Source organism: Ruegeria sp. AF3 (assembly GCF_056536285.1).
Genome location: NZ_JBQFJM010000002.1, coordinates 126021 through 152223, shown reverse-complemented (window position 1 = coordinate 152223; position 26203 = coordinate 126021). Strand labels below are relative to the sequence as shown.

Below are 26203 nucleotides of genomic sequence, written 5' to 3'. Positions count from 1 at the left end.
CGGGTTTATTCCTACTCATTTCTTTGACTAAAGAAGGACATTATCGGACGAAGAGACCATGCGCAGGATTCTGGATCGCTATATTCATCGCCGGACGCTCGGCCGCTGGAGCCGGGCTGTGCGGCAGGCGCCAGATTCGGCGCAAGCCGAGTTGCGATTGAAACGCGATCAGGCACGCAGTCTGCGTGGACAACTGGATCGCCTGATCCAACTGGCGGATGCGCGTTTGCTCCGCCCAAAAATAGGATCAACTCAGTTTCACCGGCCTGTCGGTACCGACTGGAGCTGGCGGCCCGGACTTTGGCGCGCACCGTTGTTGCAATCCGGCATGGCCTCTGTTCCCCGTAGAACGGTTATGGACGATCAGGTCAGCTTGTTTCACGACTGCCCATTGACCGAAATCGTCGTGCGGCAAATCCGCAACCGGGGGGCAAGTGATCTGGCTCCGTTCAGTCTGGAGGTAGAGGTCTTTGGTTTCGAGGGGTCGTTCCTGTCAGTATCGATCGACTTGCCGCGTGAGGCCGCCCGTGACCTGACACGCGAGCATCTGATCCGGTTAGAAACCCTGATTGACTGCGAAAAACCATCGGGTGTGTTCGCACGTCTCAATGTTCAGCACGGACCCAACATGGAGCAGGTTTTGCGGCAACTGAACCCTTCTGACGCCGTGAACGCAGTTGAGTTTGACTTGGCTCACCTGCCCCTGAATGAACGCAGGATCGAAAAGATCTGGCTGGATCTTATTTTCGAAAAACCGGAAATGAACCGTATGAGTGTGCGAGACCTTACGTTTTGCCGTTTCCATCGCGCCGACTTGTGAGACGATCAAAGATGACACAAACATCCCTGACCTTCATTCGGTTCGAAAACGGTATTTGGCACGGTCATGTTGAGGCCGAGCGGCAACCAGAGTTGGAGGTTCGATATCTGGGCAAAGCTCTGGAGGGAGTTGAGCTTTCACCTACAGACAACGGATGGAATCTGTATGTTCCGGTACCCGTCACAGCCCTGTCCGAAGGCGTGCACAGCTTCGTCATAGTCGACGCAGGCAGTGTCGATAAACTTGGGAGTTTCTCCATAATAGCAGGAGAGCCCGCCGCCGATGATCTCAGGGCGGAAGTGGACCTTTTGCGCGCGGAGTTGGATATGCTGAAACGCGCTTTCCGACGGGTAAGCCGCGGAGACGGCTGAAACGCTTGCGAAATCGGATCATCCATTCGGTTATGCGCTCTCTGCGCGACGCCTTCAGATTGCGCTGCTGGATGATGAAATGAAATCTCGCGAGACAGAAAGAAAAGGGCCGCGTGGTACGCGACCCATTGGTTTGGTTATTGGGACGGCCCGTGCGGGGTGAACGCTGACAAGCCTTTGAGGATGTCTATGGCATATGCCAGTTGATAATCCTCTTTCCTCAGCTCAGCGGTTGCTTCGGCCCTTGCACGATCTTCCTCGATCTGGCGGATTTCATCCTCGCTCAGGCTGTCATTGTTCAGACTGCCGCGCAAGTCAGCTTCGGACCGGGTACGCCCGTTGCTCTCTTCCTCTTCTTCTGCAGGTGCAGGGCGAGGCTGTTCAACAATGATGTCCGGGCTGACGCCAAGAGCCTGGATTGATCGTCCTGATGGCGTGTAATAGCGCGATGTGGTCAGGCGCATAGCGCCGTCGCCGCGCAGCGGCATGACCGTCTGCACGGATCCTTTGCCAAAGCTCTTGGTGCCCACAACGATAGCGCGGCGATGATCCTGCAATGCACCGGCCACAATCTCGGATGCCGAGGCCGAGCCGCCATTGATCAGCACCACAATTGGCTTGCCTTCAGCCAGATCCCCGGGGGTGGCGTTGAACCGCTCACCCTCATTCGGGTCGCGGCCGCGCGTGGAAACAATTTCGCCTTCGTTCAGGAACGCATCCGAGACTTTGATCGCCTGAGTCAACAGGCCGCCTGGGTTGTTGCGCAGGTCCAGAACAAAACCGTTCACCTTGTCGATGCCACCCGCTTCGGCAATCTGTTCCTGCAATCCTTCCTGCAGGTTCGGGAAGGTCTGGTCGTTGAACGTGGTTACACGCAGCACGACACTGGTGCCTTCGGTCCGTGCGCGCACAGCGGTCAACTTGATTGTATCACGGATAATAGTGACATCGAAGGGATCAGGCTCACCCTCGCGTACGACGGTGATGATAATTTCGGATCCGACCGGGCCGCGCATCAGGTCAACCGCTTTGTCCAGCGTCAGGCCCAGAATACTTTCGCCGTCCACATGGGTAATGAAATCCCCGGCTTCGATTCCGGCTGCGTCGGCGGGGGTATCGTCAATAGGTGAGACGACTTTGACAAAGCCTTCTTCCTGCGTGACTTCGATACCCAACCCACCAAACTCACCCCGGGTCTGCACGCGCATCTGTTCGGCGTCGTCAGGAGAAAGATAACTCGAATGCGGATCAAGCGATGTCAACATGCCGTCAATGGCCGCCTCGATCAGTTCTTCGGGCTCAACCTCTTCGACATACTGGGCGCGAATACGTTCGAAAATGTCGCCGAACAAATCCAGCTGTTCATAGACGCTTGCCTTGTTCTCGGCCTCCTGCGCCAGCAGGGGTCCTGCGATCTGAGTTGTTGCAAGAATTCCTGCCACAGTTCCAGCCAGACCGGCCACCACAAATTTCTTCATACGCGTTTATCCATCCTTGTCGGTCCGAAACCACGATTCCGGGTCCACGGGGCGATTGTCTTCTCTTACCTCTATATAGAGCGTTTCTGAGCGGTCAGTTCCAGTGCCATCACTGCTTGTTGACAAAATTGCGCCGATTTCCGGCATTTCACCGGGCATCAGACCAACTGGTGTGCCCTCTGGGATCACCTGACCGGTCCGGCCATAGACCTCCTGCAAACCGGAAAATACGAACAAAAGTCCCGATTGAGGTTCAAGTATTATCAGGTTCCCCAGGTCCAGCAGCGGCCCGCGATAGCGAATTGTCGCAGCGGTTGGCGATGTGACCAAGGCGCGCGGGCGTGTCCCCACGATCAGGCCGGGGCGCGTGACACCAGCGGCGTCCGTTTCACCCGCCTTGTGCAGCAAGATGCCCTGTACCGGCATTGATATCCGGCCTTTCCTGTCCAAGACGCTGGCATTGCTGTCGAGGATCTCTCCCTCCGAGATCTCGGACAGACCACTTGCAAAACCATCCAGTGTTTCGGTCGACGAGATCAGAATGGCCGTACGTACCGGGTCTTCCACGAAACGGCGGGGCAAATCCGTGCGGTCGGCGATTGCCTCGCTCAGACGGGTGCGGGCCGCCTGAACGCCCGTCAGACCCTCTGTCAAAGTTTCCGAGGCCTTTTGCTGCAAGACACGCAATGTCTGCACTTCATTTAGCTCCTGCGCCAGTTCCTGCGCGCTGGCGTTCAGGCCGGGGGTGACCTCGGACAGCATAATACCCGCGCGGGCAGCCCCCAACGGGCCGGCGGGATGTAACATCAAAACGGGTGGTTCAGTCGTTTCAATGGTTTGCAGAACACCGAGCAATCGCCGGATTTCCTTTTCGCGCGTCCGCAAGTCGGCACTCAGTTGCGCCTCGCGGGTAGCCGCTTGGCGCAATCCCACCCGCATCGCACCCAACCCGGCCTCATAGGCATGGATCGTCTCCGTAAGAGCATTGACCCGGTCCCGGGCACTTTCGGCTTCGGATAACGCGATGGACGCCTGTTCGAGCATCTGCGCTGCATCCAAAGCAGCCTTGGAAGCGTCTGGCTGGGCCAGCGCCGGCAAGGCCAAAAACAGACACACTGCCAGAGCAGCCGGTTTCATGACAGCAGGCTTTCCCCGGTCATTTCCATGGGTTTAGGCAAACCCATCAGTTCAAGCAGGGTCGGGGCGAGATCGGACAAACGTCCTTGGCGCAATACAGCACCTTCTGGCCCGCCAACCAGCGCTATGGGAACAGGATTAAGCGTATGGGCCGTATGCGGACCACCGGTCACAGGATCAACCATGACTTCGCAATTACCGTGATCGGCCGTGATAATCATCGCTCCCTTGACCTTTTCAAGAGCCGCAATAACTTGCGCCAACCCCTCATCGACGGCTTCACATGCTTTGATCGCAGCATTCAGATCACCTGTATGGCCAACCATATCGGGATTGGCATAATTTGTAACAATCAAGTCATACCCTCCTTCGATGGCTTCGATAAATTTCTCCGTAACCTTTGCGGCCGACATTTCGGGCTGTAGATCGTAGGTCGCCACTTTCGGCGAGCTCGGCATAAAGCGATCCTCGCCTAGTTCGGGCGTCTCCTTACCGCCATTCAGAAAGAACGTAACATGCGGGTACTTCTCGGTTTCAGCCAGTCTAAACTGCCGAAGCCCTTGCTTGGCGACCCATTCGCCCAGAGTATTCACAATCGAGCGCTTTGGAAAAACCGTGGTCATGTAAGCATTGTGCCCGTCAGAATATTCGACCATGCCCAGCAGAGCTGAAAGCTTCGGGCGCGGTCCTGTCGCAAACTCGGAAAATCCTGGCTCTCCGATGGCGCGCAGAATTTCACGGGCACGGTCGGCGCGAAAGTTCAGGCAAAAGAAACCATCGCCATCGTTAATACCGTCATACCCCGTTAATACGGTTGGTGTGACGAACTCGTCAGATTCGGACTGGTTATAGGCGTGATCAACCGCGCCATGGGAACTGCTTGCTGTTCGGCCCTGCCCGTTGACAATTGCAGCATACGCTTCACTGACACGCTCCCAGCGATTGTCGCGATCCATGGCAAAGTACCGCCCGCTTACGGTGACGATGCGTGCGTTTTCGGGCAAGCGTTCTTCCAACTCAGCGATGTAAGTCAGAGCTGACCTTGGCGCGACATCACGCCCGTCCGTCACTGCGTGTAGTGCAACCGGGACACCGGCATCCGTTATGGCAGTGGTTGCGGCAACGATATGGTTCAGATGACCATGCACCCCACCATCCGAGATCAACCCCATCAGATGCGCAGTGCCGCCAGAGGATTTGACGCTGGCGATGAAAGCTTGCAGCGCTTCGTTTTCGAAGAAAGTCCGGTCTTCAATGGAAAGATCAATCTGGCCCAGATCCATGGCGACCACACGCCCTGCACCGATATTGGTGTGCCCGACCTCTGAATTTCCCATCTGTCCGCTTGGCAGACCCACATCGGGGCCGTGGGTGATCAGGGTTGAATGCGGGCACTCAGACAGGATCGCGTCAAACGTCGGCGTGTTTGCCAGATAGGGTGCGTTGGCTTTTGTGTCCTCGGACAGGCCCCAACCATCAAGAATGCACAGGACAACAGGTTTGGGGGTGGCCATTGATGTACTCCGTTTTCTGCTCTTGGGTCACCTTCTATCCTTTGGACTTCAACGGGTGAACCACCTTTGCAATGATGAACAATTTTAACCGACACAGAGTGTGTTAGTCTTTTAGATAGCTCTGGAAAGGGCGCGCCTTGCGATTGCGGTATTTGACGGTCAGGTCCAACGGCGCATCGTTTTCATCATAGACGCCCAGAACAACACCCCTGCCCCGGCTTTTGGTTCGCATTTCAATCAATTGCTGCTCGGACCGGGTTGTGCGTTGTGACGCCCGCCGCGTCCAGGCGAACAGGTGCTCGTACATTTCAGCGATCATACCGGCATGCTCCGCGCTGTCACCCAGGTCGTTCAACTCATCAGGGTCGTTTTCCAGATCGAACAGGATTGGCCGGTACCCACCTTCACAATGGATCAGTTTCCATTTCTTGCTTGCGGCCATGAACATCACCGCATCGCGGACCGACACGTCCAAAACATTTGCGATTGGTGAAGCCGAGTAGTCATATTCGCAGATCACCACATCGCGTGGCAATGCGTCCTTCTCCCCATAGAGAATAGGCAACAGGGAGTGACCTTCCAGAATATGCGTCGCCACTTCCCCGCCAGCCGCATCGACAAAGGTCGGTGCAAGGTCGATGGATTCCACAAGCGCATCGCTGACGGTACCGCGTGTCGCGTCCGCCTCGGGCGACGGGTCATAGATGATCAACGGCACCTTGGTGGAGGCGTTGTGGAAGAAGGTCTTTTCCCCCATCCAGTGATCGCCCAGAAAATCACCATGGTCTGATGTCAACACGATCATCGTGTTTTCCATCCGCCCGGTTCTCTCCATCCAGTCCAACAGGCGGCCTATCTGGTCATCTGCTTGCTTGATCAGCCCCATATAGGCCGGGATAACCGCCTCACGTACGTCCTGCCGCGAAAAGGTCTGGCCGATATTTGTGTCCATGAAGGCTTTAAGCACGGGATGCGCATTCTGACGTTCCGCCTCGGATCGCACCACAGGCAGCACATGTTCCGGTCCATACATCGAGGCGTATGGGTCCGGTACGATGTACGGCCAATGCGGCTTGATAAAACTCAGATGACAGCACCACGGGCCATCATGCGTTTCCATGAACTCTATCCCGCGACCGGTCAGATAGGGCGTTTCGCTGTCTTCCTCGGCAATATTAGCGGCTTCGGGTGAATTCTTCAGAAACCAGCCTGACAGAACGTTGCCATTCGCATCCAGCCCGGAATTGGCAAAGTCATGCCAGGGATTGTCGCTCTCATACCCTTTGGCCTTTAGGAATTTGTTGTATTCCTTTGCCCCTTCCGGGTCATAATACCCATCCGGACCTTCGGGCAGCATACCGTCATCCCGTTCGTACACGTCGAACCCACATTCGGCGACGCGGGCCCCGATCAGGCTGTCAGGCTCCAAGCCCAACCTCGCCATCCCTTCGGCATCTGCACGCATATGAGTTTTGCCAACCAGCCAGCAATCCATCCCCGCCTTACGCAGGTGATCGCCCATTGTAATCTCACCGACTTTCAACGGAATTCCGTTCCACGACGCCCCGTGAGAATGCACATAGCGCCCGGTATAAGTGGACATGCGGGAGCTGCCGCAGATCGGTGATTGGATATAGGCGCGGTTGAAGCGCACGCCTTTGGCTGCCAGACGATCGATATTTGGGGTATGCAGATGCGGATGGCCGTAACAGCTCAGATAATCCCATCGCAGCTGGTCGAACATGATGAACAGGATGTTTCTTGCCTTGGCCAAGTTGACGCCCTTCCCCACAAGTCACGAGGACCTAGTTAGCCATTTCTATCCGCAGAGCGAAGCAAAACCAGCGTCAGGCCTGGCGGTCCATTTGCTCCAGCATCTTCTTGGCACGTTTGCATTGCAGCTTGTCGCGCAGTGGGCTGTCGGGGTCGATGTCTTTTTGGCAAACAACGCATTTATCCGCGCCCGAGATCGCGTTTAGACCACCGCAGCTGCCTTTGATGGTCTTGCCCATCAGCATGACACCCAATGACATGCCCACCATGACGAGAGCGAGAAGAATGAAGGCCAGAATAAAGGTACTCATCTCAGCTCCAACAGTCAGTTCGATCCCAGCGCGTCTTTGAACGCTGTGCTATGGGCAGTGATATAGGCATCTTCGCCGCCTGTCACATCCCGCGAGATGAAATACACTGCAAGTTTATGCTCCTCTGCCAGAGCTAGCCCTTTTTCCTGCCCCAAGGCCAGCATGGCTGTTGCCCAGGCATCGGCCATCATCGCGTTTTCGGCCAGCACGGTGACCGAAGTGGTGCGGTGCGTGATCGGACGGCCTGTTGTCGGATCGATGATATGCGAATATCGCACACCATCTTTTTCAAAGAAATTCCTGTAATCGCCCGAACTGGCCATGCCCCTGTCATCCAAAGAAATGATCAACTGGATGGTTTGCGAACCCGTTTCAGGTTTTTCGATACCAATGAGCCACGCTTCGCCCTTGTCATTCTTACCTTTGGCCACAAGATCGCCGCCAATTTCAACCAGATAGTTTTCGATGCCAGCGGCCTGCAAGGTTTCCACAACAGCGTCAATTCCATAGCCTTTTGCAATCGCGGACAGGTTAATGCCTACACTGGCGTTTGACTTGGCAAGCGTACCAGCATCCGTATCGAGCGCTAGCAGGCGTTCTTGACCTACACCATTCAGCGCGGCGTTGATATCCCCATCTGATGGCACCGGGTCTTCGGGCTTGCGTGGGCCAAAACCCCAAAGTTCGATCAGAGGGCCGAGGGTTACGTCGAAAATGCCACCGGATTTCGAGTGCACTTCGTTCGCTGCCGAAAGAACCAGCGCGAGTTCGTTGGACACAGGCATCGGATCTGTGCTGGTCGATGCGGAAAAAACAGAAACTTCCGAGTTCGGATCCCAGTTGGACATCTTGGCATTCACTGCTGCCAACTTATCACTGACGGCCGCGGCCAGTGCGTCTTTGTCAAGGTCCTCGCCAATTGCGGTGATATTGTAGGTCGTGCCCATTGTCTCGCCGGACAGACGAACTTCTTCGGGTTCCTTGTCAAAAAGACAGCCTGAAAGAAGGGTGAAAAAGGCCAGTACGGGCAAAAGACGCATTGGGCGTTCTCCGGGACATTCTGTGCCCGGCATATGACAGCGGTCCCCGCCAGAGTCAAATTGGCATTACAGTTTCAATGGAAGGAAACCCAACAGCAGAAGACCAGTTCCAGCCGGAATTCCGAACAACCACGCGCGTTTCCGCCACCCGGGCTTCTGTTGCTTCCACGCCATACGAAAGTTGTGACCGCACACAACAGCCACAAAGAAGATCAGCGCGGCAACCGGGGGCGTAAGATAGAGTTCATTCAAAGGCTTAAGCTCCCTCTGCTGACCTGCGTTTGGCCAACTCGTGCAATTGCACCCTATACAGGTCGTTTAGCTGCGCTAAAGTGAAAGGGAAAGACTTTGCAAGAACCATAAGGAGATTGCTCATGGCCCCAACTTCTTATCAGTCGCCGTCGCGCGGTGACAAGGCTGACAAGACAACCTACAGCCAATCAGCGGAATCAAACCTGTCGCATTCGCAGACGACCGTGGCCAAACTGCTTGAGGGTAAAGGGGATGCGGTGTTCTCGGTGCGACCTAATGATACCATCCATTCGGTAGTGAACACGCTCAAGGACAAGCGAATTGGTGCTGTTCTGGTGACCGATCAGAACGGGGCATTGAAAGGAATTTTGTCGGAACGCGACATCGTGAGGCGCATGGCCGATACGCCGGGACAGACTCTGCCACAGTCGGTCGAAGACCTGATGACCAGAGATGTAAAAGCCTGCATGCCCGAGGATACGCTGAATGACGTGCTGAAGACCATGACCGAGGGACGTTTCCGCCATATGCCGGTTCTGCGTGATGGCAATTTGTGCGGTGTCATCACTATCGGTGACGTAGTGCATTTCCGCCTGAGGGAATTGGAGTATGAAGCGCTTCGCATGAAGCAGATGATCGTAGGCTAGTTTCAACCGGTGGAAAGAAACCCGATGCTACCGCTGTCTAATTCAACGGCAGTTAATCTGCCCGAGGCAAAGGCACCGGTATCAATCGACACAACCCGGTTTTTAACCCGGGGTTGGTTTACAATTGTATGACCGTGTACAACCCATTGCGCGTCGCTGCGTGCAAGCCGTGGAAACATCGGATGACCCCATAGACAGATTTGGCGATCCTGGGATTGAATGGATTGCCGCGGATCAAGCGCCGCGTGGACAAAGGTGACGTTGCCGCTGGTCCAGGTCAGCGGCAGATTTGCAAGCCAGTCCAGCAAGCTGTCGCCCATCTTGTGCCGCAGACGCTCTGCCAGTTCAGGCAGATGCTTGCCACTGTGCAACTCGTCGGGACATACGAGGCCGAAAGATGCCAGAGTTTCCGCTCCACCGTTATGAAACCAAAGCCTGGCGTAGCGTTCCGGGTCGTTTACAAATTGCAGCAGCATCTCTTCGTGATTGCCAAGCAAGCATTGCACCCGCCCGTCTGACGCTTCACTCAGGTGATGCAAATGCCGCAGTACCTGCGCGCTGTATGCCCCCCGGTCGATGTAATCGCCCAGAAAAACCAGCGGGCTTTGATCGTCGAGTCGTGGCAAAACCGCCTGAAGCAGATCAAGACGACCGTGAATATCGCCGACAGCTGTCACTTTTTCTGCTGGTGCCACGTCGCATGGCATCGCATTGGAGCTTTCCCTCGCCGCGGATTGGAACCGCCGTCTGATCCAGTCTTTCATCATGGCATTTGATCCCTACCCGCCCCGCTCGGTGGTCGCAATCAACAACTGTTTGAATAGGCAAAGTGTTGACCACGAGCCTTAGATTGTCCGATATGCCCGCAGGATGTTCGCAAGCAGTTGATCTGATGATAGGATCAGCCTTCCAGCCAGCGGTGAATTTGCAGTGAGTTCTGAGGGTTTTATGAAACGAGTATTGATTACAGGTTCTGCCGGGTTCATCGGATTCCATCTGGCCAAGTTGCTTTTGGCAGAAGGGTTTCAGGTACACGGCTACGACGGGATGACCGACTATTATGATGTGACCCTGAAACAGCGTCGACATCAGATACTGCTTCAAACCTCAGGATTTACGGCAACTGAAGACCGTTTGGAAAACTTTGATCGGCTTGTGCAGGTCGCTGAGGAGTTTCAGCCCGATGTCATCGTACATCTGGCCGCGCAGGCTGGCGTGCGGCACAGCCTTGAATATCCCCGCAGCTATATCGAGTCGAACGTTGTGGGCACGTTCAATGTGATGGAAATTGCGCGTCAGCATAAGGTGGAACATCTTTTGATGGCGTCGACCTCATCGATCTATGGTGCAAACGAAGACATGCCGTTCATCGAAACAGAAAAAGCCGACACCCAACTGACGATCTATTCCGCCACCAAAAAGGCGAATGAGGCGATGGGGCATTCCTATGCCCATCTGTGGGATTTGCCGACCACGATGTTTCGGTTTTTCACCGTTTACGGCACTTGGGGGCGCCCCGATCTGGCCTATTTCAAGTTCGTCGCTGCGATACTGGATGGCAGACCAATAGACATCTACAATCATGGCGATATGTATCGCGACTTCACGCATGTAGAAGACCTTGTGCGCGGGATCAGGTTGCTGATCGATGTTCCACCGGTTCGCCCGATCAGCCGCGCGGATATCGAAGACGGTGACAGCTTGTCGCCAGTTGCACCGTACCGCATCGTCAACATTGGCAACGGAGACAAGGTGCGTCTGATGGATTTCATAGAAGCCATCGAAGAGGCTGTTGGCCAGAAAGCGGTCAAAAACTTCATGCCAATGCAGATGGGCGATGTTCATGCCACCTGGGCTGACAATCGGCTGTTGCAGCAGCTGACGAATTATCGCCCGCAGACCGACTTGAAGGACGGCATTGCCCAATTCGTCGCCTGGTATCGGGACTATTACGCAAAATAGGTCGACCTGGTGCCGGAATGAAAAAACCGGCGCACTCAGTGCCGGTTTCATTATTTACCCGCCAAAATCGTCGAGCATGATATCTTCTCGATCCACGCCCAGATCCAGCAGCATGTTGATAACCGACTGGTTCATGATTGGCGGTCCACACATGTAGTATTCGCAATCCTCAGGTGCCGGGTGGTTCTTGAGGTATTCTTCGAACAGAACGTTGTGGATGAAGCCGGTATAGCCTTTCCATTCATCCTCGGGCTGGGCGTCCGACAGAGCGACGTGCCATTCGAAATTGTCGAACTCTTCCGCCAGCTGATCGAAGTCCTCGACAAAGAACATCTCTTTCTTGGATCGTGCGCCGTACCAAAAACTGATCTTGCGGTCGCGGTTCTCAAGGCGTTTGAGCTGGTCAAAGATGTGGCTGCGCATCGGTGCCATGCCGGCGCCACCACCGATGAAGACCATTTCCTTCTTGGTTTCACGCGCGAAAAACTCGCCAAATGGACCCGAAATAGTAACTTTATCGCCCGGCTTCAGGTTGAAGATGTAGGACGACATCTGGCCCGGCGGAATTCCTTCTGAGCCCGGAGGCGGTGAAGCTACCCGGACGTTAAGCATGATCATGCCCTTTTCATCCGGATAGTTGGCCATCGAATAGGCGCGTTCGATCGGTTGTGTCACAACCGACTCATATTGCCACAGATTGAAGCGATCCCAATCCTCGCGGTATTCTTCCTGCACGTCGAAATCGGTGTATTTCAACTGATGAGCGGGCGCTTCGATCTGGATGTAGCCCCCGGCACGGAATTTCACGTCCTCTCCTTCGGGCAGGTCCAGAGTAAGGGCCTTGATAAAGGTCGCAACGTTGTCGTTCGAGCGAACGGTGCATTCCCATTTCTTGACGCCGAAGACCTCTTCTGGAACTTCGATTTCCATGTCCTGCTTGACCGCCACCTGACAGGACAGACGGTCGCCACAGGAGGCTTCGCGCTTTGTAATGTGACTTTCTTCGGTCGGCAGGATCGAACCGCCACCCGAATGCACTTTCACGCGGCACTGGGCACAGGTACCACCACCACCGCAGGCTGACGGAACAAACAGTTTTTCGGCCGCCAATGTTTGCAGCAGTTTGCCACCCGCCGGAACCGAGATAGTCTTTTCACCGTTGATGGTGATGTTGACGTTGCCGGTTGACACCAACTTTGACCGAGCAGCCATAATGATGGCCACCAGCGCCAGAACAATCAGGGTGAACAGGACAACGCCGAGCGAAAAGGTTTCCATTCTCTCGCCCCCCTTACAGTTTCACGCCTGAGAAGGACATAAAGGCCATCGCCATCAGCCCGGCGGTGATAAATGTGATGCCCAGCCCCTGAAGCCCGTCCGGCACATCCGAGTATTTGAGCTTTTCGCGCACGCCCGCCATCGCGGTGATCGCCAACGCCCAACCGAAGCCGGATGAGATGCCATAGGTGGTCGCCTCGGCAAAGTTATAATCCCGTTCGACCATGAACAGCGAACCACCTAGAATGGCACAGTTCACAGTGATCAAAGGCAGGAAGATCCCCAGCGCGTTGTAGAGCGGCGGGAAATACTTATCGAGAATCATTTCGAGGATCTGAACCATCGCTGCGATCACGCCGATATAGGAAATCAGCCCGAGAAAGGTCAGATCCACATCCGGGAACCCGGCCCATGCCAATGCGCCCGGTTTCAGCAGGAAGGACAGCAACAGGTTGTTGGCGGGCACGGTGATGGCCTGCACCACCATGACCGATATTCCCAGGCCGATGGCAGTCGAAATCTTTTTCGACACGGCGATGAAGGTACACATGCCAAGGAAAAAGCTGAGCGCAAGGTTTTCGATAAAGACGGCCTTCACGGCCAGAGAGATAAGCCCTTCCATCAGTGCGCCTCTACCTGCTGGATCTTGTATTCACGTTCTTCTACCTGGTTCGGCTTCCACGTGCGGAAAGCCCAGATCAGCAGGCCGATCACGAAAAACGCCGAAGGTGGCAGCAGCAACAGGCCGTTGGGTACGTACCAACCGCCATTATTGACCGTTTGCAGGATTGTCACGCCGAACAGGCTGCCCGATCCAAACAACTCCCGGATGATGCCCACCAGCATCAGGATCAGGCCATAGCCCATGCCGTTGCCAAAACCGTCGATGAACGACGCTACCGGCGGGTTTTTCATGGCGAATGCCTCGGCTCGGCCCATAACGATACAGTTGGTGATAATCAGGCCGACAAACACCGACAGGGTCTTGGAAATCTGAAAGGCATAAGCCTTGAGGATCTGATCCACCAAAATCACTAGCGAGGCGATGATCACCATCTGCACGATGATTCGGATCGAACCGGGAATCTGATTGCGCAAAATCGAAATGAACATCGACGAAAACGCAGTCACAAAGGTCACCGCCAGCGCCATGACAAAGGCCACCTGCAACGACGAAGTCACCGCCAAAGCTGAACAGATGCCCAGCACCTGCAGGGTGATCGGGTTGTTGTCGACAAGGGGGTCGACCAACAGCTCTTTCTTGGTCTGCGACATCAGATCTCTCCTGCTTGCAGTTTGGCCAGGAACGGCGCGTAACCCGCATCGCCCATCCAGAATCTCACCAGGTTGTCGACACCGACAGTGGTCAGGGTCGCACCTGCCAGGGCGTCGATGTAATAGTCGGGCCCGGCCGCAGGCTGCGACTTGGCGACGGTGATCTGCAACACTCCCGCGTCGTCGCGCAGCTTCTTGCCGTTCCACAACGTCTTCCAGCGCGGGTTGTCCACCTCAGCACCCAAACCCGGTGTCTCACCATGCTGATAGAATTGCAGGCCGAAAATGTCGTTGCCGTTCTTTTCCAGCGCGATGAAGCCGTAGAGCGTAGACCACAACCCATAGCCATGCAGCGGCAGGATCACCTTGTCCAACGCTCCGCTGTCGTCGCGCAGCAGATAGATGACCCGATACTTTGCCTTGCGACCAATGCCTGCGGGATCGTCGTCAAGCGCGACGCTCAGGTCCGGATCGCCGGCAGCGGCCAAATCGTCAAAGGTGGCCGGCTCGAACTGATCGTCCACAAAATCGCCCGTTGCCAGGTCCAGCACATGCGGCTCGAATGCGGCAAATGCTTCGGTGACATTGACGCCGGGTTCATACACCCCCGCCACCTGCAGGATATTGACCTGCTTGTCCTTCAGCTTGTTGGCCTCCTGCACCGGGCGCAGGCTGACCGCGGCGGCCGACACGATCATCGAGGCAACGAGACAGACCGCAACAGCAATAAAGATTGTTTTGCCAACTGAATCTGGTGAGGCCGCCAGAAACCGGGCAATCACGCCCTTGCGTTCAGGGGGTTGCGTATCAGACATGGCGACGCGCCCTCCGTTTGATGTTGGCCTGAACGACAAAATAATCGATCAGCGGTGCAAAGACGTTGCCGAACAGTATGGCCAGCATCATACCTTCGGGAAAGGCTGGGTTGATCACACGTATTAACACAACCATGACACCAATCAGGGCGCCATAGACATAGCGACCGGCATTGGTGTGGCTGGCCGAGACCGGCTCGGTCACCATGAAAGCCAGACCAAAGGCGTAACCACCCAATACGACATGCCAGTACCAGGGCATAGCGAACATCGGGTTCGTCTCGGACCCGATCAGGTTCAGCAGCCAGGTGAACGCTATTGTGCCTGCCAGACATCCCACAATCAGCCGATAGTTGGCGATCTTGGTGATCAGCAGGAAGGCTAGACCGATGATGCAGGCCAGCGTCGAGGTTTCCCCTATACTGCCTTGGATGGTGCCATAAAACGCGCTCCACCAGGTGATACCGTCAGCGGCCAGCGCCTGATAGCCTTCGGCAGCCGACACAGCCAGAGCCGTCGCACCGGAAAACCCGTCGACCGGGGTCCACACGGCATCGCCCGACATCTGCGCGGGATAGGCAAAATACAAAAACGCCCGCCCCACCAAGGCAGGGTTGAGGAAGTTCTTACCAGTGCCACCGAAAACCTCTTTGCCGATCACGACACCAAAAATAATTCCCAGGGCAACCTGCCACAGAGGCGTAGTTGCTGGCATGATCAGGGCGTAAAGCATCGAAGTGACAAGAAAGCCTTCATTCACCTCATGCCCGCGGACCGTTGCGAAAATGACCTCGAAAATACCGCCTGCCACCAACGTGACGACATAGATCGGCAGGAAGTACATGAGCCCGTGCATGACATTGGCAAAGATGCTGTCCGGACTAAGCGAAATGCCAAAAACCTGAAGAATTGCAATTCGCCAGCCGGTTGCCGACTCTGGGCCAAGCGCGGCAATGGCCGAATTTGCCTGATAACCGGTGTTCCACATTCCCCACAGGATGCAAGGAATAGTGGCAATCACGACATATGTCATGATCCGCTTCATATCTACATAAGACCGCGCATGAGGAGCAACGGTGGTTACGGTTTTCGGAGTGTAGATGAAGCTTTCCACCATCTCGTAGATCGGAAAAAGCTTCTCGTACTTGCCGCCCTTGGTAAAGTTCGGCTCGATCCGGTCAAAGAAGTTACGCAATCCCATTCGGATCAGCCCTCCTTTTCAATCTTGTTCAGGCAGTCGCGTAGCGCCAGCCCGTATTCGTATTTCGCCGGACAGGCAAAGCCCACAAGGCCCAGATCCTCTTCGTCCAGCTCAAGCGCTCCCAGTGCCTGAGCCGTATCCGTATCCATCACCAACAACGCCCGAATCAATTGTGTGGGCAGATAGTCCTGTGGCATCAACTCTTCGAACACGCCTGTTGGTACCATTGCGCGGCGGCCACCGTTCAGGTTGGACGTGAAAGCATAGAGTTTTCTGGAAAAAGCCGAGCCCAATACAGGCTGGACGGAATACTTGGAAGGCATTGGTCGGATCCAGCCCATCGGAATCTGATCGTGATCCTCTCGGATGATACAGATTTGACGGGCAAACCTCCCCAGATATGCGGTCGGTCCGTCGGCATGTTTACCCGACAGGATCGAACCCGAGATAATGCGGGGCGTTCCGTCCACATTTACCTCATCCCGTGTCAAGTCGTCCGTGGACGCGCCCATCACGGTGCGGATCAAGCGCGGCTGACGCGCACCGGGTCCAGTCAAGGCGATCACAACGTTCGGGTCAAGATGCCCGGTCTGCATTAAGCGACCAATCGCGATGACGTCTTGAAAACCGATGGTCCAGACCTGCTTTTCCCCTGCAATCGGTTCGAGGAAGTGAATATGGGTTCCTGCCAGGCCCGATGGATGTGGACCCGAAAACGCCACGGCCTCGACACCGGCAACATCCGCGCCGGGGATCGTGTCACCTTGTTTCTGGCAAATATAGGTCTTGCCTTCGGTTAGCTTGCTGACCGCGGCCAACCCAGAGGCAAAGGCCTCGGGCGCTTCGGCAATGATCGTGGCGGCATCAGCCGCCAATGGGTCACTGTCCATGGCTGTCACGAAAATCGCGTTCGGTTTGACACCGGGTTCCGGCATTTTCGAATAAGGTCGCGTGCGGAATGAAGTCCACAGTCCAGCGGCGCACAGTTTGGCAGTCACGCCCTCGGCGCTGTCCACATCGCCCACACCCGAAAAATCCAAGCCCATGTCATTGGCGTCGGACACTTCGATAACGACGCTTTGCAACACCCGGCGGGCACCGCGGTTGATGGCGACGACCCTGCCGGTGACCGGCGCAACCATCACAGCGTCAGGTGCATCCTTGTGACAAAAGAGCGGTGAACCTCGCTCGACACTATCACCTTCCTGCACCAGCATCTTAGGTTTCAGGCCAATGTAATCCCCACCCAGAACGCCAACGGTCGAGTATTCCGGACCCGGACGAATGGTTTGGTCGGGAGCGCCCTCTACCGGCAGGTCCAACCCTTTTTTCAGTTTGAAAGTTTGCATGCCGCTACGTTCTTCCAAGCCTCTTTCCTGCGCCAGCCTTGCTGACACCCTTACGGGGTCATGCAATAACGCGGTTTTTTCAGGTGCCCATCGCAAAAGCGTCAGATTGGGTCCAAAATCCGCAGGCGTAATTCTGATCACGGACCCTTTACGCGCGGATGCCCGTAAACGCAAACCTGTTACCGCCAAAAGTTAAGTTCAAACCGCAAAATCTTGGAGTTTTTCCATTAAGCTGGCTAAAAAAACGGCCCAAAATTGCGTGTCGCGCTCGCTGAGCTTCCAGTGTAAGCAACCGGAATGGAAAAAGACACAGACTTCGAAATCTTTCTTGTAGCCACTCCGGGTCTTGAAGCCCCCCTCGGTGCCGAGGCGCAATCCAACGGATTCGCTCAGGTCAAAACGATGCCTGGGGGTGTCACCTGCCGTGGCTCATGGACCGAGGTCTGGCGCGCCAACCTGACCTTGCGCGGCGCAAATAAGGTCCTGGTGCGTCTGGGCAGTTTTCCAGCCGTGCATCTGGCCCAATTGGACAAACGCGCGCGCAAATTTCCGTGGGGCGAGTTCCTGCGGCCCAATGTTCCGGTCAAAGTCGAGGCCACCAGCCGCAAATCCAGAATTTATCACGCCGGTGCCGCGCGGCAGAGAATTGAGCATGCGATATCAGAATCTCTGGGTGTTCCGATATCTTCCGACGCCGAAATCAGGATCCTGCTGAGAATCGAAAAAGACATCTGCACGATATCGGTCGACAGTTCGGGAGAGCTATTGCACAAGCGCAGCCACAAAGAGGCAATTGCCAAAGCGCCAATGCGCGAAACGATGGCAGCCATGTTTCTACGAGACTGCGGGTTTAGCGGCACTGAACCGGTGTTGGACCCGATGTGCGGCTCGGGTACTTTCGTGATCGAAGCCGCCGAGATTGCCCTGGGGCTGCACCCCGGTCGGACCCGCAGCTTTGCGTTCGAAAATCTGGCGGGCTTCGACCCTGACCGCTGGCAAGACATGCGCAGCGAGTCAAACGTCGCTGAATGTTCTCTTACATTCTGCGGCTCAGACCGCAACGCCGGAGCAATCGAAGCCGCGACAGCCAATGCAGAGAGAGCGCAGGTAAACGCCAATACTCGATTTCAACAGCTTTCCGTCAGTGACATCAAACCCCCTGCGGGACCCGCCGGGCTGGTCATTGTGAACCCTCCCTACGGGGCGCGAATTGGAGATGAAAAGCGTCTGCGCTCTGTCTACGGCGTCTTGGGTAAGTCTCTGATGACCCGGTTTCGCGGATGGCGTGTCGGGGTGGTCACCAGCGCCCCGGCCCTGGCTCGGGCGACCCGTCTGCCTTTTCTGGCACCCGGTCCGGTGGTAGACCACGGAGGCACCAAGATCCGTCTGTACAAAACGAATCCGCTGCCATGAGAGTCGCGTGGCCTGCTTAGCCCATCCGATACCGGTTCAAAGACGGAAGATTCAGATGACCGCTTCTCAAAATCCTCTTGCGCATCGGAAAAGCCCCGTATAGATCACCCGCCACGGTCGGAGTGTAGCTCAGCCTGGTAGAGCACTGTCTTCGGGAGGCAGGGGCCGGAGGTTCGAATCCTCTCACTCCGACCAGTAAATCAAGGCGCCCAAGGGCGCCTTTGTTGTTTTCAAGACAGTGATCCGAGGTTCGTTGAACCTGAGCTTCATTCGAACTCCAACGCCTTGGCAGCTTTACGCAGGTGCTCCGGGCTATAGCGTGCATAAACGGACGCAGTGATCCGAGAGTCTGAATGACCGAGAAACTGAGCGATCTCATCCATCGGAGTGCCGGCCTCCGCCATATGAACTGCAGCTGTGTGCCGCAGCACATGTGGTGACACATCAGGCAGGCCCGCCGCGACTGCTGCTGCCTTGAACCCCTTTTTGATCGACTTTACCGGTCCACTGGCCCACTCCACGACATGGTCAGATAATGCGGCCTTTCGGGCGTTCAAAAGCGCAGCATACAGGCTCTCGGTCATGGGGACGATGGCCCTGCCCTTCCTCTGCCCGTCGCCAGTGCGGAGATTGATTTGGCGGCGTTCGAAGTCGACCCGATACCATGTGAGTTCTAACACAGCCGTTACCCTGGCCGCCGTCGACAGCATCAGCCATATAGCCAGCTTGATGTGCGGTGCGCAGTCGACCGCCAGGAGCTGTGAAATCTCCTGGCGCGTCAGGTACCTCTCCTTGGGAGCCGGTTTGCTGGGGCGCTCGATGTAGGGAGCCCTATCAATCAGCCCGGTCTTCTCAGCCCAATTCAAACAGGTCCTTAGCTTGCCAAGCTGTGTCCAGATTGTGCCGTCCTGAATACCAGCCTGCCGCCGATCGGCTATGTAGGCTTTACAGTCCCGCACGCTTATCTGTTCCGGACGAAATGCTCCAAACCAAGGCAGCACAGAACGGCCAGTGTATTGCATGCTTTCGTGCACCGGCCGGCCCTCGACTGTCACGCTATAAGCATTCCAAATCGCTGCAACGGTCAGTTCATCCTTTCCGGCTGTCTGGGCGAGGAGGACGTCACGGGCTTCGGCCTCCGCACTTTCGAGGGTGTCCGCGTCAAGACGATACCTGCGTCTGCGTCCATCTTCCTCATACCAGACAACGACGAAGCGGTTGTTGAGTCGACCGATGTTGTATTCCTGCACTGCTCAAATTCCTCTACTTTGTGCGCGGGGATGCGAAACTGGCGTTGAACTCTGAAATATCCGAGCTGGCCGGATTTGCAGAGCTGACGCACAGTTTCAGAACTGCAGCTCCAGCGCTCTGCGAGTGTCTTGGGGGTATACGGCGGGGACAAAGTGCGCTCCTTCATTTTGGCAAAATCATTTACTCTATAGCGATCGCGACGAGGGATGCGCCTAAGATTTCAATAAAATTCATAACTTATTGAAATGAAATAAAAGAATTTCCAGTCGAGATAGTAAATACTTCAAGACTTACACCTTGGAGCAGACTACGGCGGAAGCTGTCGGGTATACATTCGTTCTTCTTAGTTTGTTAAAAAACGTGCCGTTTGCGAGTAAAGATAAGCTTCACGCACAAGTAGAGAAGAGTGTTTTGAAATCGTTCACTAGAAGTGATTGTTGCCCCTCTAACCTCGCCTCCTAAGCCACCGAATGCGTCCATTCTGAAGACATGGCATGAGTTCACTCCTCCAAAAGATCGACCAAGAACTCGGACACCGGCTCAACACCTGACATCCAAAGGTGATCCCGAGCCCGTGTTGCCGCTACATACAGAAGGTGCCGTTCAGTGTTCATAACTTCGTCTAGTTGTGCCTCGTCTTTTGCAGATAGCAACCGTCTCTCGTCCGGGATTATTCCGTCGTTTAACGCGCCGATCGCTACAGCACGATACTCAGCACCTTTTGCATCATGCATCAGCATGATTTGCACATTCTCTTCCGACAAGGCTGCGGCGTAACGTTCCGCACCAATTTCGTTTCTCAGCAATACTGCAAATTCGGAAGGCGGCACGTCGTCGTCTGACAGCCGACCACGCACCCATTGGACAAGCGCTTCAAGTTCAGCATCGGAATTGGCGAAAGAACGGAAAATTGGCACGGGACCATCGAATACCGAGGTGACACCGGTCCTACACTCTTCATTGCCGTCTGCCTCGACCAATGTTTCGGGAAGCAGCCTGTCGCTTTGGCACCTTATCTGATGTGACGTTCGGTAATTCACCTTCAGACTGCGAGAACGCCCTCTTAATTCAATACCAGCCGCCGTCCAGGGGAACGGTGCACGGAATATGCGCTGACCTATATCACCGGCGAAAAACAAACCGTTCGGTTTGTTGCCGACCTGGCGACCAAGCAGCTTCAGTTCTGCAACTGAGATATCCTGCGCTTCGTCAACAAGAACGTGGTCGAAGGGTAGAGCTCCGAATTCGGAGAGCTCATGGGCAAGCTGTGCCTCGGTTGTTACGGACTCCCGCGCAAGCCGCTCGCGGACGGCTTCAAAAACTTTCCAGAGGGCGTCCCGGCGCGACGCTGCCACTCGGACTTTTCGCCCAAGGCGTGGCAGTTCGCGGTAGGCCTCTTGCGTGCGGATGTCCCATGCATCGACTACCAAAGTCCATTCGTCGAACAGGAAATCTGGATCAACTAACATTCCCAAGTTAACAGACGCTTCAACTAGGAAGTGGCGCAAAGATGTCTCATCGACAATCTCGCTATTTCCGAAGGCCTCGTGATGCAGTCGAGCAATTAGCACTGGCAGCGCCTCTACAACGATGCGTTTCATGGCATCCGGCGACGCCACCTGCGGGATTTTGTCTCGAAGGTTGTCCGCGAGCTTGCGGTTGAATGTCGTCAGCAAGACCTTCGAGTCAGTGTCTTCCGCCAAACGTGCCGCGCGGTGGAGCGCAACGACAGTCTTGCCAGTTCCGGCCGAACCAATCACACGAGCAGGGCCATTGAAGTCGCGATCTACATATTCCTGTTGAGCGGGATGTAGGAAGACAGCCCATTTTTCCCACGGCGCATCCAGGGCAGCCTGAAGCTCCTCGACGTTTTCCAGGACGCGGAAACGGCGCATCGTATCGGGGTGAGCCCATGGATCCGCTCCGTTTGCGGACACGGCGGCCGGCGTAGGTGTCTCACCAACGGCAGCCGAGAGGATAGCATTCGCCGCCTCGGTTGGCAGCCGCCCAGCAATGTCGAGCACGGTATCCTCAGTCACATCCCTCACGGTATCCAGCCAGTCCATCGGCACACCCCAGGACAGGAGTGTATCATCGTCCTGCTCAGCCAATGGCCTCGGCAATTCAACAGCTTTCTCGACGTAACGCTGAACAACAACCTCTTCGACCGTTTCTCGTGCTTCGACGATCTGGATGGCACCTGTGCGGGGATGGCTCTCAATCCTTCTCGTCTCGGCCCAACGGTATGCCGCATCATGGTGGCCGACCCAAGCCAGAAGGGCTTGCCCGTCTTTCTTATGGATAACCATCCGGATGTCGCGGTTAACACGCGCAGTCCAGAAATCCGGGTCTCGAGCGCGGTCGACCCGGTGCATCGACAGGCCAGGCAGGCTCGGATCCATCTGAAAATCGAACGCGGCCGTCTTGACCTGCTTTTGCTCTTGGTGAGTCAGCTTGGTGAGTGCGTCGTAAAAGGTATCGGCGATGCGGTGGGTCATTCGGGCTCGCGCTTTTGCATGTCCGCAACGAATTTGGTGAAGGCCTCATCCCGTCGCTTGCGGTCAAGGCGCTCCTTCTCAGCCTTTCTGACTTCCGATATCTGTCGCGACTTTCGAACCTTCTCCATTACCGACCAACGCTCTTCGGGCGAAAGCACATGTAGGCCGGGAGCGTCGTCGCTCAATGTTGCATTCTTCTTCTTTGGGCGTCGACCACCAGGTTTCACACCCGCCCTGCGGTCATCGAGAATGTCCTCAATTCGATCGCTTCTGTCGCGAGGCGAAATCTTACTTCCTTTTCCCACACGTAAAACGGTCGAGCCACCTCGGTAACCACCTCCACTCATTTCTAAACTCCCAGCACCTTCATCACCTCATCTCCGAGATGGTTGATGACCTTGACCGCCACACGCCCGGACTTGGGGCGCGCGAAGGGGCGCGACACGGTGCGTTTCAGGCTGTCCCAAGCCTCCTCGTCGATCTCTCCCTTCAGGGTCGTCTTTAGCTGCTTGTAGGGGATGTCCGCGCCCGGAAAATAGGCATGTCGGACGAAGAAGGATTCCTCGTTATAGTCCGTGTCGATGAACCAACAGGCGATGTCGTCCGGCTCGGACGACACCACTTGGCCAGTCGCTGGCTTGAAGATGTCCACGCCCAGCAGCTCGATCCGCAGTTTATCGCCTTCTTCTTTCACCTCGATGTCAGGCTCGCCGAACACAACAAACAGGTTGCCGCCTCCTGCCTTAAGATCATCGGACATGTGCAGATCAGGATTCATCCGAGCTTGCAGGATCGGCAGGCGGCCCAGCTTGCGGAACTCGGCAGTATGGGCGTCATAGTTGAAGGCACAGGTGATCAGGATGTCGAACCCCGCATCCACGGCCTCGCGCGCAGCGGCGGTAAGGTCGGCGCGTTGCAGGGTGCCGTATTCTGGGCCGATCAGAATGCCAGCCTTGCGCTCTGTGTCGCCTTCAAGGTATCGGCCCTCTGCAGCCAACCATTCTCCAGGCCAGGGCTGGAGAGAGGTGAACTCCACTCTATCGGTTTTATCCACCTGTTGCACCCCGGCCTTCTTGAGGTTCTCAAGGATGGCGGCCCGGTAGTTGTCAGCCTCAGACGCATCAGAGGCGCGCTTGCCTTGGGACGCGTCGACCTCGTCGACTAACTCTCCATGTTCGTTTACAGCCTGCGTGCGGTGGGGTGAGAGGCTTTCGACAGTAAACGGCCCGGCAACACGAACGCGCTTTTTGTCCTCATAGGGTTTGTCATAGAGAAACTCGTAGTCGGCCTTGGCGGCGATGGAAGCGTCGATTTCTTTCTGTCGCGCGATCCGTGCTTCCCAGAAGGCAGTGAGGCCTTGTATTGCCGCTTCGGGCCAGTCTTCTGGGGTGTTGATTTCCGCTGAGAAGTGACCCGGTATTTTCACCGAGATTTGACCCACCTTTGTTTATGTCTCAGCGTTTATGTTGTGGTCAATGTTGGCGTTTCCTTTCTCGTTTTCCTTGCTTCAGAACTTGCCTTGAAGCGGTAGCTGTCGTTACCGGTTTCGAGGATGTGGCAGCGGTGCGTGAGGCGGTCGAGGAGAGCTGTTGTCATCTTTGCATCCCCGAAGACCTGCGCCCATTCAGAGAAGCTGAGGTTGGTTGTGATGATGACGCTGGTGCGCTCATAGAGCTTGCTGAGCAGGTGGAATAGCAGTGCGCCGCCGGATGAGCTGAATGGCAGGTAGCCGAGCTCGTCGAGAATGACCAAGTCGACCTTGGTCATCATCTCAGCCATCTTCCCGGTTTTGCCTAGCACCTTTTCCTGCTCCAGCGCATTGACCAGTTCCACTGTCGAATAGAAGCGGACTTTACGCCTGTGATGTTCGATGGCCTGAACGCCGATGGCAGTCGCGATGTGGCTCTTGCCAGTACCGGGGCCGCCGATCAGGACAACGTTCTCTGCATTTTCCATGAACTCTCCGCGGTGCAATTGCCGGACAGTGGCCTCGTTGATCTCACTGGATTTGAAGTCGAAGCCTGCGAGGTCTTTGTAAGAGGGGAAGCGCGCCACCTTGGTGTGATAGGCGATTGACCGCACCTCCCGCTCAGCGATCTCAGCTTTGAGAAGCTGAGACAGCATCGGTGTTGCGGTCTCGAAGGCGGGCGCGCCCTGAGCGACCAGATCCTCTACTGCATTTGCCATGCCATACAGCTTGAGGCTGCGCAGCATGATCACGACGGAAGCTCCTGCTGGATCATGACGCATGGCGCTTCTCCCGGTTTGTCTCAGATCATCGTAGCGGTCCACGTTTGCCTTCGGGGTCGTTTCCAAAGCCAGCGCATCTGGTGGGTCGATCTCTGGAAGGTCTGTTTGCTTCTTGTCAATCAAGCGGTGCAGCAGGTTCAGGATATGCGTCTTGGTAGGAACCCCGGCTTCCAACGCCAATTCTACGGCGCGTAGAACTGCGTCCTCGTCGTGATGCAAAACCAGTGACAGGATATCGACCATTTCCCTGTCACCACCCTCTTTGCGGAGCATATGATCCTGGAGTCGACGGAAGGCATCTGGCATCTCTGTGAACGGCGCACCGTTACGCAGAGCACCCGGTTTACGTTGGATGACTGCCAAATAGTGACGCCAATCGTAGACCACTCTGCCAGGCTTGCGATGTGACCGCTCTATGATCCGCTCATGTGAACAAACGGTTTGGCCCTCAGCCACGATGACCAGACGTTCGGGGTAGACATGCAGGCTGATACGCTGGTTGGCAAAGCTGGCCGGCACGCTGTACCGGTTGCGTTCGAAGGTCACCAGGCATGTCGGCGATACCCGTTTGCTGTGTTCGACAAATCCATCGAAGGCGGGCGGCAGCGCCATCAACGTGGGCTTCTCAGCTTCCCATGCATCAGCAACAGTACCCGGCAATTCCCGGTGCTTTGTCTCGGCCCATAGGGCGACACAGCGATCCTCAAGCCATTGGTTCAGCTCGCCCAGATCCTTGAAGATGGGCATGACCTGCCACAGCCGGTTGCGCGCATCGCGGACGTTCTTCTCGACCTGACCTTTCTCCCAACCCGCAGCAGGGTTGCAGAACTCTGGTTCAAAAACATAATGGCTGGCCATGGCCTTGAAGCGGGCATTGATGTCACGCTGCTTGCCTCGGCCCACACGGTCCACGGCCGTCTTCATATTATCGTAAATCCCGCGGCCGGGAACGCCACCAAACACGCGGAACGCATGCCAATGGGCGTCAAACAGCATCTCATGCGCTTGCAACGGATAGGCTCGCACGAGGAAAGCCCGGCTGTGTGAGAGTTTGATATGGGCGACCTGAAGCTTGACCCGATCTCCACCGATATTGGCCCAGTCTTCGCTCCAGTCGAACTGGAACGCTTCACCCGGCTGGAATACCAGCGGCACGTAAGTTCCGCGTCCCGTCGTCTGTTCCGCACGGTGCCGATCTGACCGCCACGTCCGCGCGAATGCGGCAACACGGCCATAGGATCCTTCATAACCCAGCTTCACCAGATCAGCATGCATCTGCTTCACCGTGCGCCGCTCCTTGCGGGGCTTGCGTGTCTGGGCGAGCAGCCAGGCAGACAACCGATCCGCATACGGATCCAATTTGCTAGAACGCGGCGGTGTCTTGAACTTCGGTTCTACAGCGCCTTCGCGTAGATACTTTTTGATGGTGTTGCGAGACAGCCCCGTGCGCCGTGAAATCTCGCGAATTGGCATTTTGTCACGCAATGCCCAGCGTCGTATGACACTCAAAAATCCCATGTCGATCACTCCAAATCTCCCCAAACGAAAACGTCGGGGCAATGTGCTCA

At 55.9% G+C, this 26203-nt stretch carries 24 protein-coding genes, 1 tRNA gene and 2 pseudogenes; 6 read left to right on the top strand and 21 right to left on the bottom strand.

Features of this window, described 5'->3' with window-relative positions:
* Positions 1 to 58 precede the first annotated feature (58 nt).
* Together ACR3FC_RS17365 and ACR3FC_RS17360 are read left to right on the top strand one after the other, a co-directional pair.
* Entirely contained in the window at positions 59 to 820 is a 762-nt protein-coding gene (locus ACR3FC_RS17365; RefSeq protein WP_480477194.1) for a DUF6478 family protein, read from the top strand.
* A gap of 11 nt (positions 821 to 831) precedes the next feature.
* Complete coding sequence (locus ACR3FC_RS17360) at positions 832 to 1191, top strand: hypothetical protein (protein WP_480477192.1); 360 nt, start codon at positions 832 to 834, stop codon at positions 1189 to 1191.
* Between the two features lie 137 nt (positions 1192 to 1328).
* Here the strand turns inward: ACR3FC_RS17360 and ACR3FC_RS17355 are convergent, their stop codons facing one another.
* The 7 genes from ACR3FC_RS17355 to ACR3FC_RS17325 all read right to left on the bottom strand — a co-directional run bounded on the left by ACR3FC_RS17355 (position 1329) and on the right by ACR3FC_RS17325 (position 8696).
* Positions 1329 to 2669: a S41 family peptidase gene (locus tag ACR3FC_RS17355; protein ID WP_209507125.1), complete on the bottom strand. Its 1341-nt coding sequence runs from the start codon at positions 2667 to 2669 to the stop codon at positions 1329 to 1331.
* Positions 2670 to 2675: 6 nt separating this feature from the next.
* The gene (locus tag ACR3FC_RS17350) at positions 2676 to 3806 is read right to left on the bottom strand and encodes a murein hydrolase activator EnvC family protein (protein ID WP_480477190.1); all 1131 of its coding nucleotides are present in this window, start codon (positions 3804 to 3806) and stop codon (positions 2676 to 2678) included.
* Positions 3803 to 5320: a 2,3-bisphosphoglycerate-independent phosphoglycerate mutase gene (gene gpmI / locus ACR3FC_RS17345; protein WP_480477188.1), complete on the bottom strand. Its 1518-nt coding sequence runs from the start codon at positions 5318 to 5320 to the stop codon at positions 3803 to 3805. Before gpmI ends, ACR3FC_RS17350 begins: the two co-directional genes overlap by 4 nt.
* 103 nt (positions 5321 to 5423) lie before the next feature.
* Positions 5424 to 7094, bottom strand: a complete 1671-nt coding sequence (locus ACR3FC_RS17340) for a sulfatase-like hydrolase/transferase (RefSeq protein WP_480477186.1) — start codon at positions 7092 to 7094, stop codon at positions 5424 to 5426.
* Positions 7095 to 7167: 73 nt separating this feature from the next.
* A complete protein-coding gene (gene nqrM / locus ACR3FC_RS17335; protein ID WP_267366293.1) occupies positions 7168 to 7404 on the bottom strand; it encodes a (Na+)-NQR maturation NqrM in 237 nt (78 codons plus the stop codon).
* Between the two features lie 14 nt (positions 7405 to 7418).
* A complete protein-coding gene (locus tag ACR3FC_RS17330; protein ID WP_480477184.1) occupies positions 7419 to 8444 on the bottom strand; it encodes an FAD:protein FMN transferase in 1026 nt (341 codons plus the stop codon).
* A 66-nt stretch (positions 8445 to 8510) separates the two neighbouring features.
* Positions 8511 to 8696 carry a hypothetical protein gene (locus ACR3FC_RS17325; RefSeq protein WP_480477181.1) on the bottom strand — a complete coding sequence of 62 codons (186 nt, stop codon included), beginning with the start codon at positions 8694 to 8696 and terminating at the stop codon, positions 8511 to 8513.
* Positions 8697 to 8818: 122 nt separating this feature from the next.
* Here ACR3FC_RS17325 and ACR3FC_RS17320 point away from each other — a divergent pair, with 122 nt between their 5' ends.
* Positions 8819 to 9343 (top strand): CBS domain-containing protein, encoded by a 525-nt coding sequence (locus ACR3FC_RS17320; protein ID WP_480477180.1) that lies wholly within the window; start codon positions 8819 to 8821, stop codon positions 9341 to 9343.
* A gap of 2 nt (positions 9344 to 9345) precedes the next feature.
* Here ACR3FC_RS17320 and ACR3FC_RS17315 read toward each other — a convergent pair whose 3' ends face one another.
* Entirely contained in the window at positions 9346 to 10110 is a 765-nt protein-coding gene (locus ACR3FC_RS17315; protein ID WP_480477178.1) for a metallophosphoesterase family protein, read from the bottom strand.
* A 181-nt stretch (positions 10111 to 10291) separates the two neighbouring features.
* Between ACR3FC_RS17315 and ACR3FC_RS17310 the strand changes: the two genes are divergently transcribed.
* The gene (locus ACR3FC_RS17310) at positions 10292 to 11305 is read left to right on the top strand and encodes an NAD-dependent epimerase/dehydratase family protein (RefSeq protein ID WP_480477176.1); all 1014 of its coding nucleotides are present in this window, start codon (positions 10292 to 10294) and stop codon (positions 11303 to 11305) included.
* 54 nt (positions 11306 to 11359) lie between these two features.
* On the opposite strand, the gene nqrF is transcribed toward ACR3FC_RS17310, so the two are convergent.
* From nqrF to ACR3FC_RS17280, 6 genes are read right to left on the bottom strand one after another with little or no spacing between them, the layout of a single operon-like run.
* A complete protein-coding gene (gene nqrF, locus ACR3FC_RS17305) occupies positions 11360 to 12583 on the bottom strand; it encodes an NADH:ubiquinone reductase (Na(+)-transporting) subunit F (protein WP_480477174.1) in 1224 nt (407 codons plus the stop codon).
* 13 nt (positions 12584 to 12596) lie between these two features.
* Positions 12597 to 13205 carry an NADH:ubiquinone reductase (Na(+)-transporting) subunit E gene (nqrE, locus tag ACR3FC_RS17300; RefSeq protein WP_209507136.1) on the bottom strand — a complete coding sequence of 203 codons (609 nt, stop codon included), beginning with the start codon at positions 13203 to 13205 and terminating at the stop codon, positions 12597 to 12599.
* Positions 13205 to 13858, bottom strand: a complete 654-nt coding sequence (locus ACR3FC_RS17295) for an NADH:ubiquinone reductase (Na(+)-transporting) subunit D (RefSeq protein ID WP_480477172.1) — start codon at positions 13856 to 13858, stop codon at positions 13205 to 13207. Before ACR3FC_RS17295 ends, nqrE begins: the two co-directional genes overlap by 1 nt.
* On the bottom strand, positions 13858 to 14673 hold the full coding sequence (locus tag ACR3FC_RS17290; RefSeq protein ID WP_480477170.1) for a Na(+)-translocating NADH-quinone reductase subunit C: 816 nt from the start codon (positions 14671 to 14673) through the stop codon (positions 13858 to 13860). The genes ACR3FC_RS17295 and ACR3FC_RS17290 overlap by 1 nt, the downstream gene beginning before the upstream one ends.
* A complete protein-coding gene (locus ACR3FC_RS17285) occupies positions 14666 to 15874 on the bottom strand; it encodes an NADH:ubiquinone reductase (Na(+)-transporting) subunit B (protein WP_480477168.1) in 1209 nt (402 codons plus the stop codon). Before ACR3FC_RS17285 ends, ACR3FC_RS17290 begins: the two co-directional genes overlap by 8 nt.
* Before the next feature lie 5 nt (positions 15875 to 15879).
* Positions 15880 to 17223, bottom strand: a complete 1344-nt coding sequence (locus ACR3FC_RS17280; RefSeq protein ID WP_480477166.1) for a Na(+)-translocating NADH-quinone reductase subunit A — start codon at positions 17221 to 17223, stop codon at positions 15880 to 15882.
* A 297-nt stretch (positions 17224 to 17520) separates the two neighbouring features.
* On the opposite strand from ACR3FC_RS17280, the gene ACR3FC_RS17275 reads away from it, so the two are divergent.
* Positions 17521 to 18636, top strand: a complete 1116-nt coding sequence (locus tag ACR3FC_RS17275) for a THUMP domain-containing class I SAM-dependent RNA methyltransferase (protein WP_480477164.1) — start codon at positions 17521 to 17523, stop codon at positions 18634 to 18636.
* Positions 18637 to 18754: 118 nt separating this feature from the next.
* A tRNA-Pro gene (locus ACR3FC_RS17270) sits at positions 18755 to 18831 on the top strand.
* Positions 18832 to 18902: 71 nt separating this feature from the next.
* Here the strand turns inward: ACR3FC_RS17270 and ACR3FC_RS17265 are convergent.
* The 7 genes and pseudogenes from ACR3FC_RS17265 to istA form a co-directional block, all read right to left on the bottom strand.
* Entirely contained in the window at positions 18903 to 19886 is a 984-nt protein-coding gene (locus tag ACR3FC_RS17265) for a tyrosine-type recombinase/integrase (protein WP_480477162.1), read from the bottom strand.
* 17 nt (positions 19887 to 19903) lie between these two features.
* Positions 19904 to 20053 (bottom strand): annotated as a pseudogene (locus tag ACR3FC_RS17260) (MerR family transcriptional regulator); the annotation flags it as partial.
* A 334-nt stretch (positions 20054 to 20387) separates the two neighbouring features.
* Positions 20388 to 22385 carry a UvrD-helicase domain-containing protein gene (locus ACR3FC_RS17255; protein WP_480477160.1) on the bottom strand — a complete coding sequence of 666 codons (1998 nt, stop codon included), beginning with the start codon at positions 22383 to 22385 and terminating at the stop codon, positions 20388 to 20390.
* Positions 22382 to 22732, bottom strand: a complete 351-nt coding sequence (locus ACR3FC_RS17250) for a hypothetical protein (protein WP_480477158.1) — start codon at positions 22730 to 22732, stop codon at positions 22382 to 22384. Before ACR3FC_RS17250 ends, ACR3FC_RS17255 begins: the two co-directional genes overlap by 4 nt.
* A 2-nt stretch (positions 22733 to 22734) precedes the next feature.
* On the bottom strand, positions 22735 to 23826 hold the full coding sequence (locus ACR3FC_RS17245; protein WP_480477156.1) for a hypothetical protein: 1092 nt from the start codon (positions 23824 to 23826) through the stop codon (positions 22735 to 22737).
* A gap of 20 nt (positions 23827 to 23846) precedes the next feature.
* Positions 23847 to 24635: an IS21-like element helper ATPase IstB gene (istB, locus tag ACR3FC_RS17240; RefSeq protein ID WP_480474839.1), complete on the bottom strand. Its 789-nt coding sequence runs from the start codon at positions 24633 to 24635 to the stop codon at positions 23847 to 23849.
* A pseudogene (gene istA, locus ACR3FC_RS17235) lies at positions 24633 to 26153 on the bottom strand (IS21 family transposase); the annotation flags it as partial. The pseudogene istA and the gene istB, both read right to left, overlap by 3 nt.
* Positions 26154 to 26203 lie beyond the last annotated feature (50 nt).

Excerpts from the sequence above, each read along its gene's own strand:
- ACR3FC_RS17285 (WP_480477168.1), bottom strand. The coding sequence starts at position 15,874 with ATGGGATTGCGTAACTTCTTTGACCGGATCGAGCCGAACTTTACCAAG.
- nqrF (WP_480477174.1), bottom strand. The coding sequence starts at position 12,583 with ATGGAAACCTTTTCGCTCGGCGTTGTCCTGTTCACCCTGATTGTTCTG.
- nqrE (WP_209507136.1), bottom strand. The coding sequence starts at position 13,205 with ATGGAAGGGCTTATCTCTCTGGCCGTGAAGGCCGTCTTTATCGAAAAC.
- ACR3FC_RS17320 (WP_480477180.1), top strand. The coding sequence starts at position 8,819 with ATGGCCCCAACTTCTTATCAGTCGCCGTCGCGCGGTGACAAGGCTGAC.
- ACR3FC_RS17295 (WP_480477172.1), bottom strand. The coding sequence starts at position 13,858 with ATGTCGCAGACCAAGAAAGAGCTGTTGGTCGACCCCCTTGTCGACAAC.
- ACR3FC_RS17290 (WP_480477170.1), bottom strand. The coding sequence starts at position 14,673 with ATGTCTGATACGCAACCCCCTGAACGCAAGGGCGTGATTGCCCGGTTT.
- ACR3FC_RS17360 (WP_480477192.1), top strand. The coding sequence starts at position 832 with ATGACACAAACATCCCTGACCTTCATTCGGTTCGAAAACGGTATTTGG.
- ACR3FC_RS17250 (WP_480477158.1), bottom strand. The coding sequence starts at position 22,732 with ATGAGTGGAGGTGGTTACCGAGGTGGCTCGACCGTTTTACGTGTGGGA.
- istB (WP_480474839.1), bottom strand. The coding sequence starts at position 24,635 with ATGCGTCATGATCCAGCAGGAGCTTCCGTCGTGATCATGCTGCGCAGC.
- ACR3FC_RS17330 (WP_480477184.1), bottom strand. The coding sequence starts at position 8,444 with ATGCGTCTTTTGCCCGTACTGGCCTTTTTCACCCTTCTTTCAGGCTGT.
- gpmI (WP_480477188.1), bottom strand. The coding sequence starts at position 5,320 with ATGGCCACCCCCAAACCTGTTGTCCTGTGCATTCTTGATGGTTGGGGC.
- ACR3FC_RS17310 (WP_480477176.1), top strand. The coding sequence starts at position 10,292 with ATGAAACGAGTATTGATTACAGGTTCTGCCGGGTTCATCGGATTCCAT.
- nqrM (WP_267366293.1), bottom strand. The coding sequence starts at position 7,404 with ATGAGTACCTTTATTCTGGCCTTCATTCTTCTCGCTCTCGTCATGGTG.
- ACR3FC_RS17280 (WP_480477166.1), bottom strand. The coding sequence starts at position 17,223 with ATGCAAACTTTCAAACTGAAAAAAGGGTTGGACCTGCCGGTAGAGGGC.
- ACR3FC_RS17365 (WP_480477194.1), top strand. The coding sequence starts at position 59 with ATGCGCAGGATTCTGGATCGCTATATTCATCGCCGGACGCTCGGCCGC.
- ACR3FC_RS17315 (WP_480477178.1), bottom strand. The coding sequence starts at position 10,110 with ATGATGAAAGACTGGATCAGACGGCGGTTCCAATCCGCGGCGAGGGAA.
- ACR3FC_RS17355 (WP_209507125.1), bottom strand. The coding sequence starts at position 2,669 with ATGAAGAAATTTGTGGTGGCCGGTCTGGCTGGAACTGTGGCAGGAATT.
- ACR3FC_RS17275 (WP_480477164.1), top strand. The coding sequence starts at position 17,521 with ATGGAAAAAGACACAGACTTCGAAATCTTTCTTGTAGCCACTCCGGGT.
- ACR3FC_RS17350 (WP_480477190.1), bottom strand. The coding sequence starts at position 3,806 with ATGAAACCGGCTGCTCTGGCAGTGTGTCTGTTTTTGGCCTTGCCGGCG.
- ACR3FC_RS17255 (WP_480477160.1), bottom strand. The coding sequence starts at position 22,385 with ATGACCCACCGCATCGCCGATACCTTTTACGACGCACTCACCAAGCTG.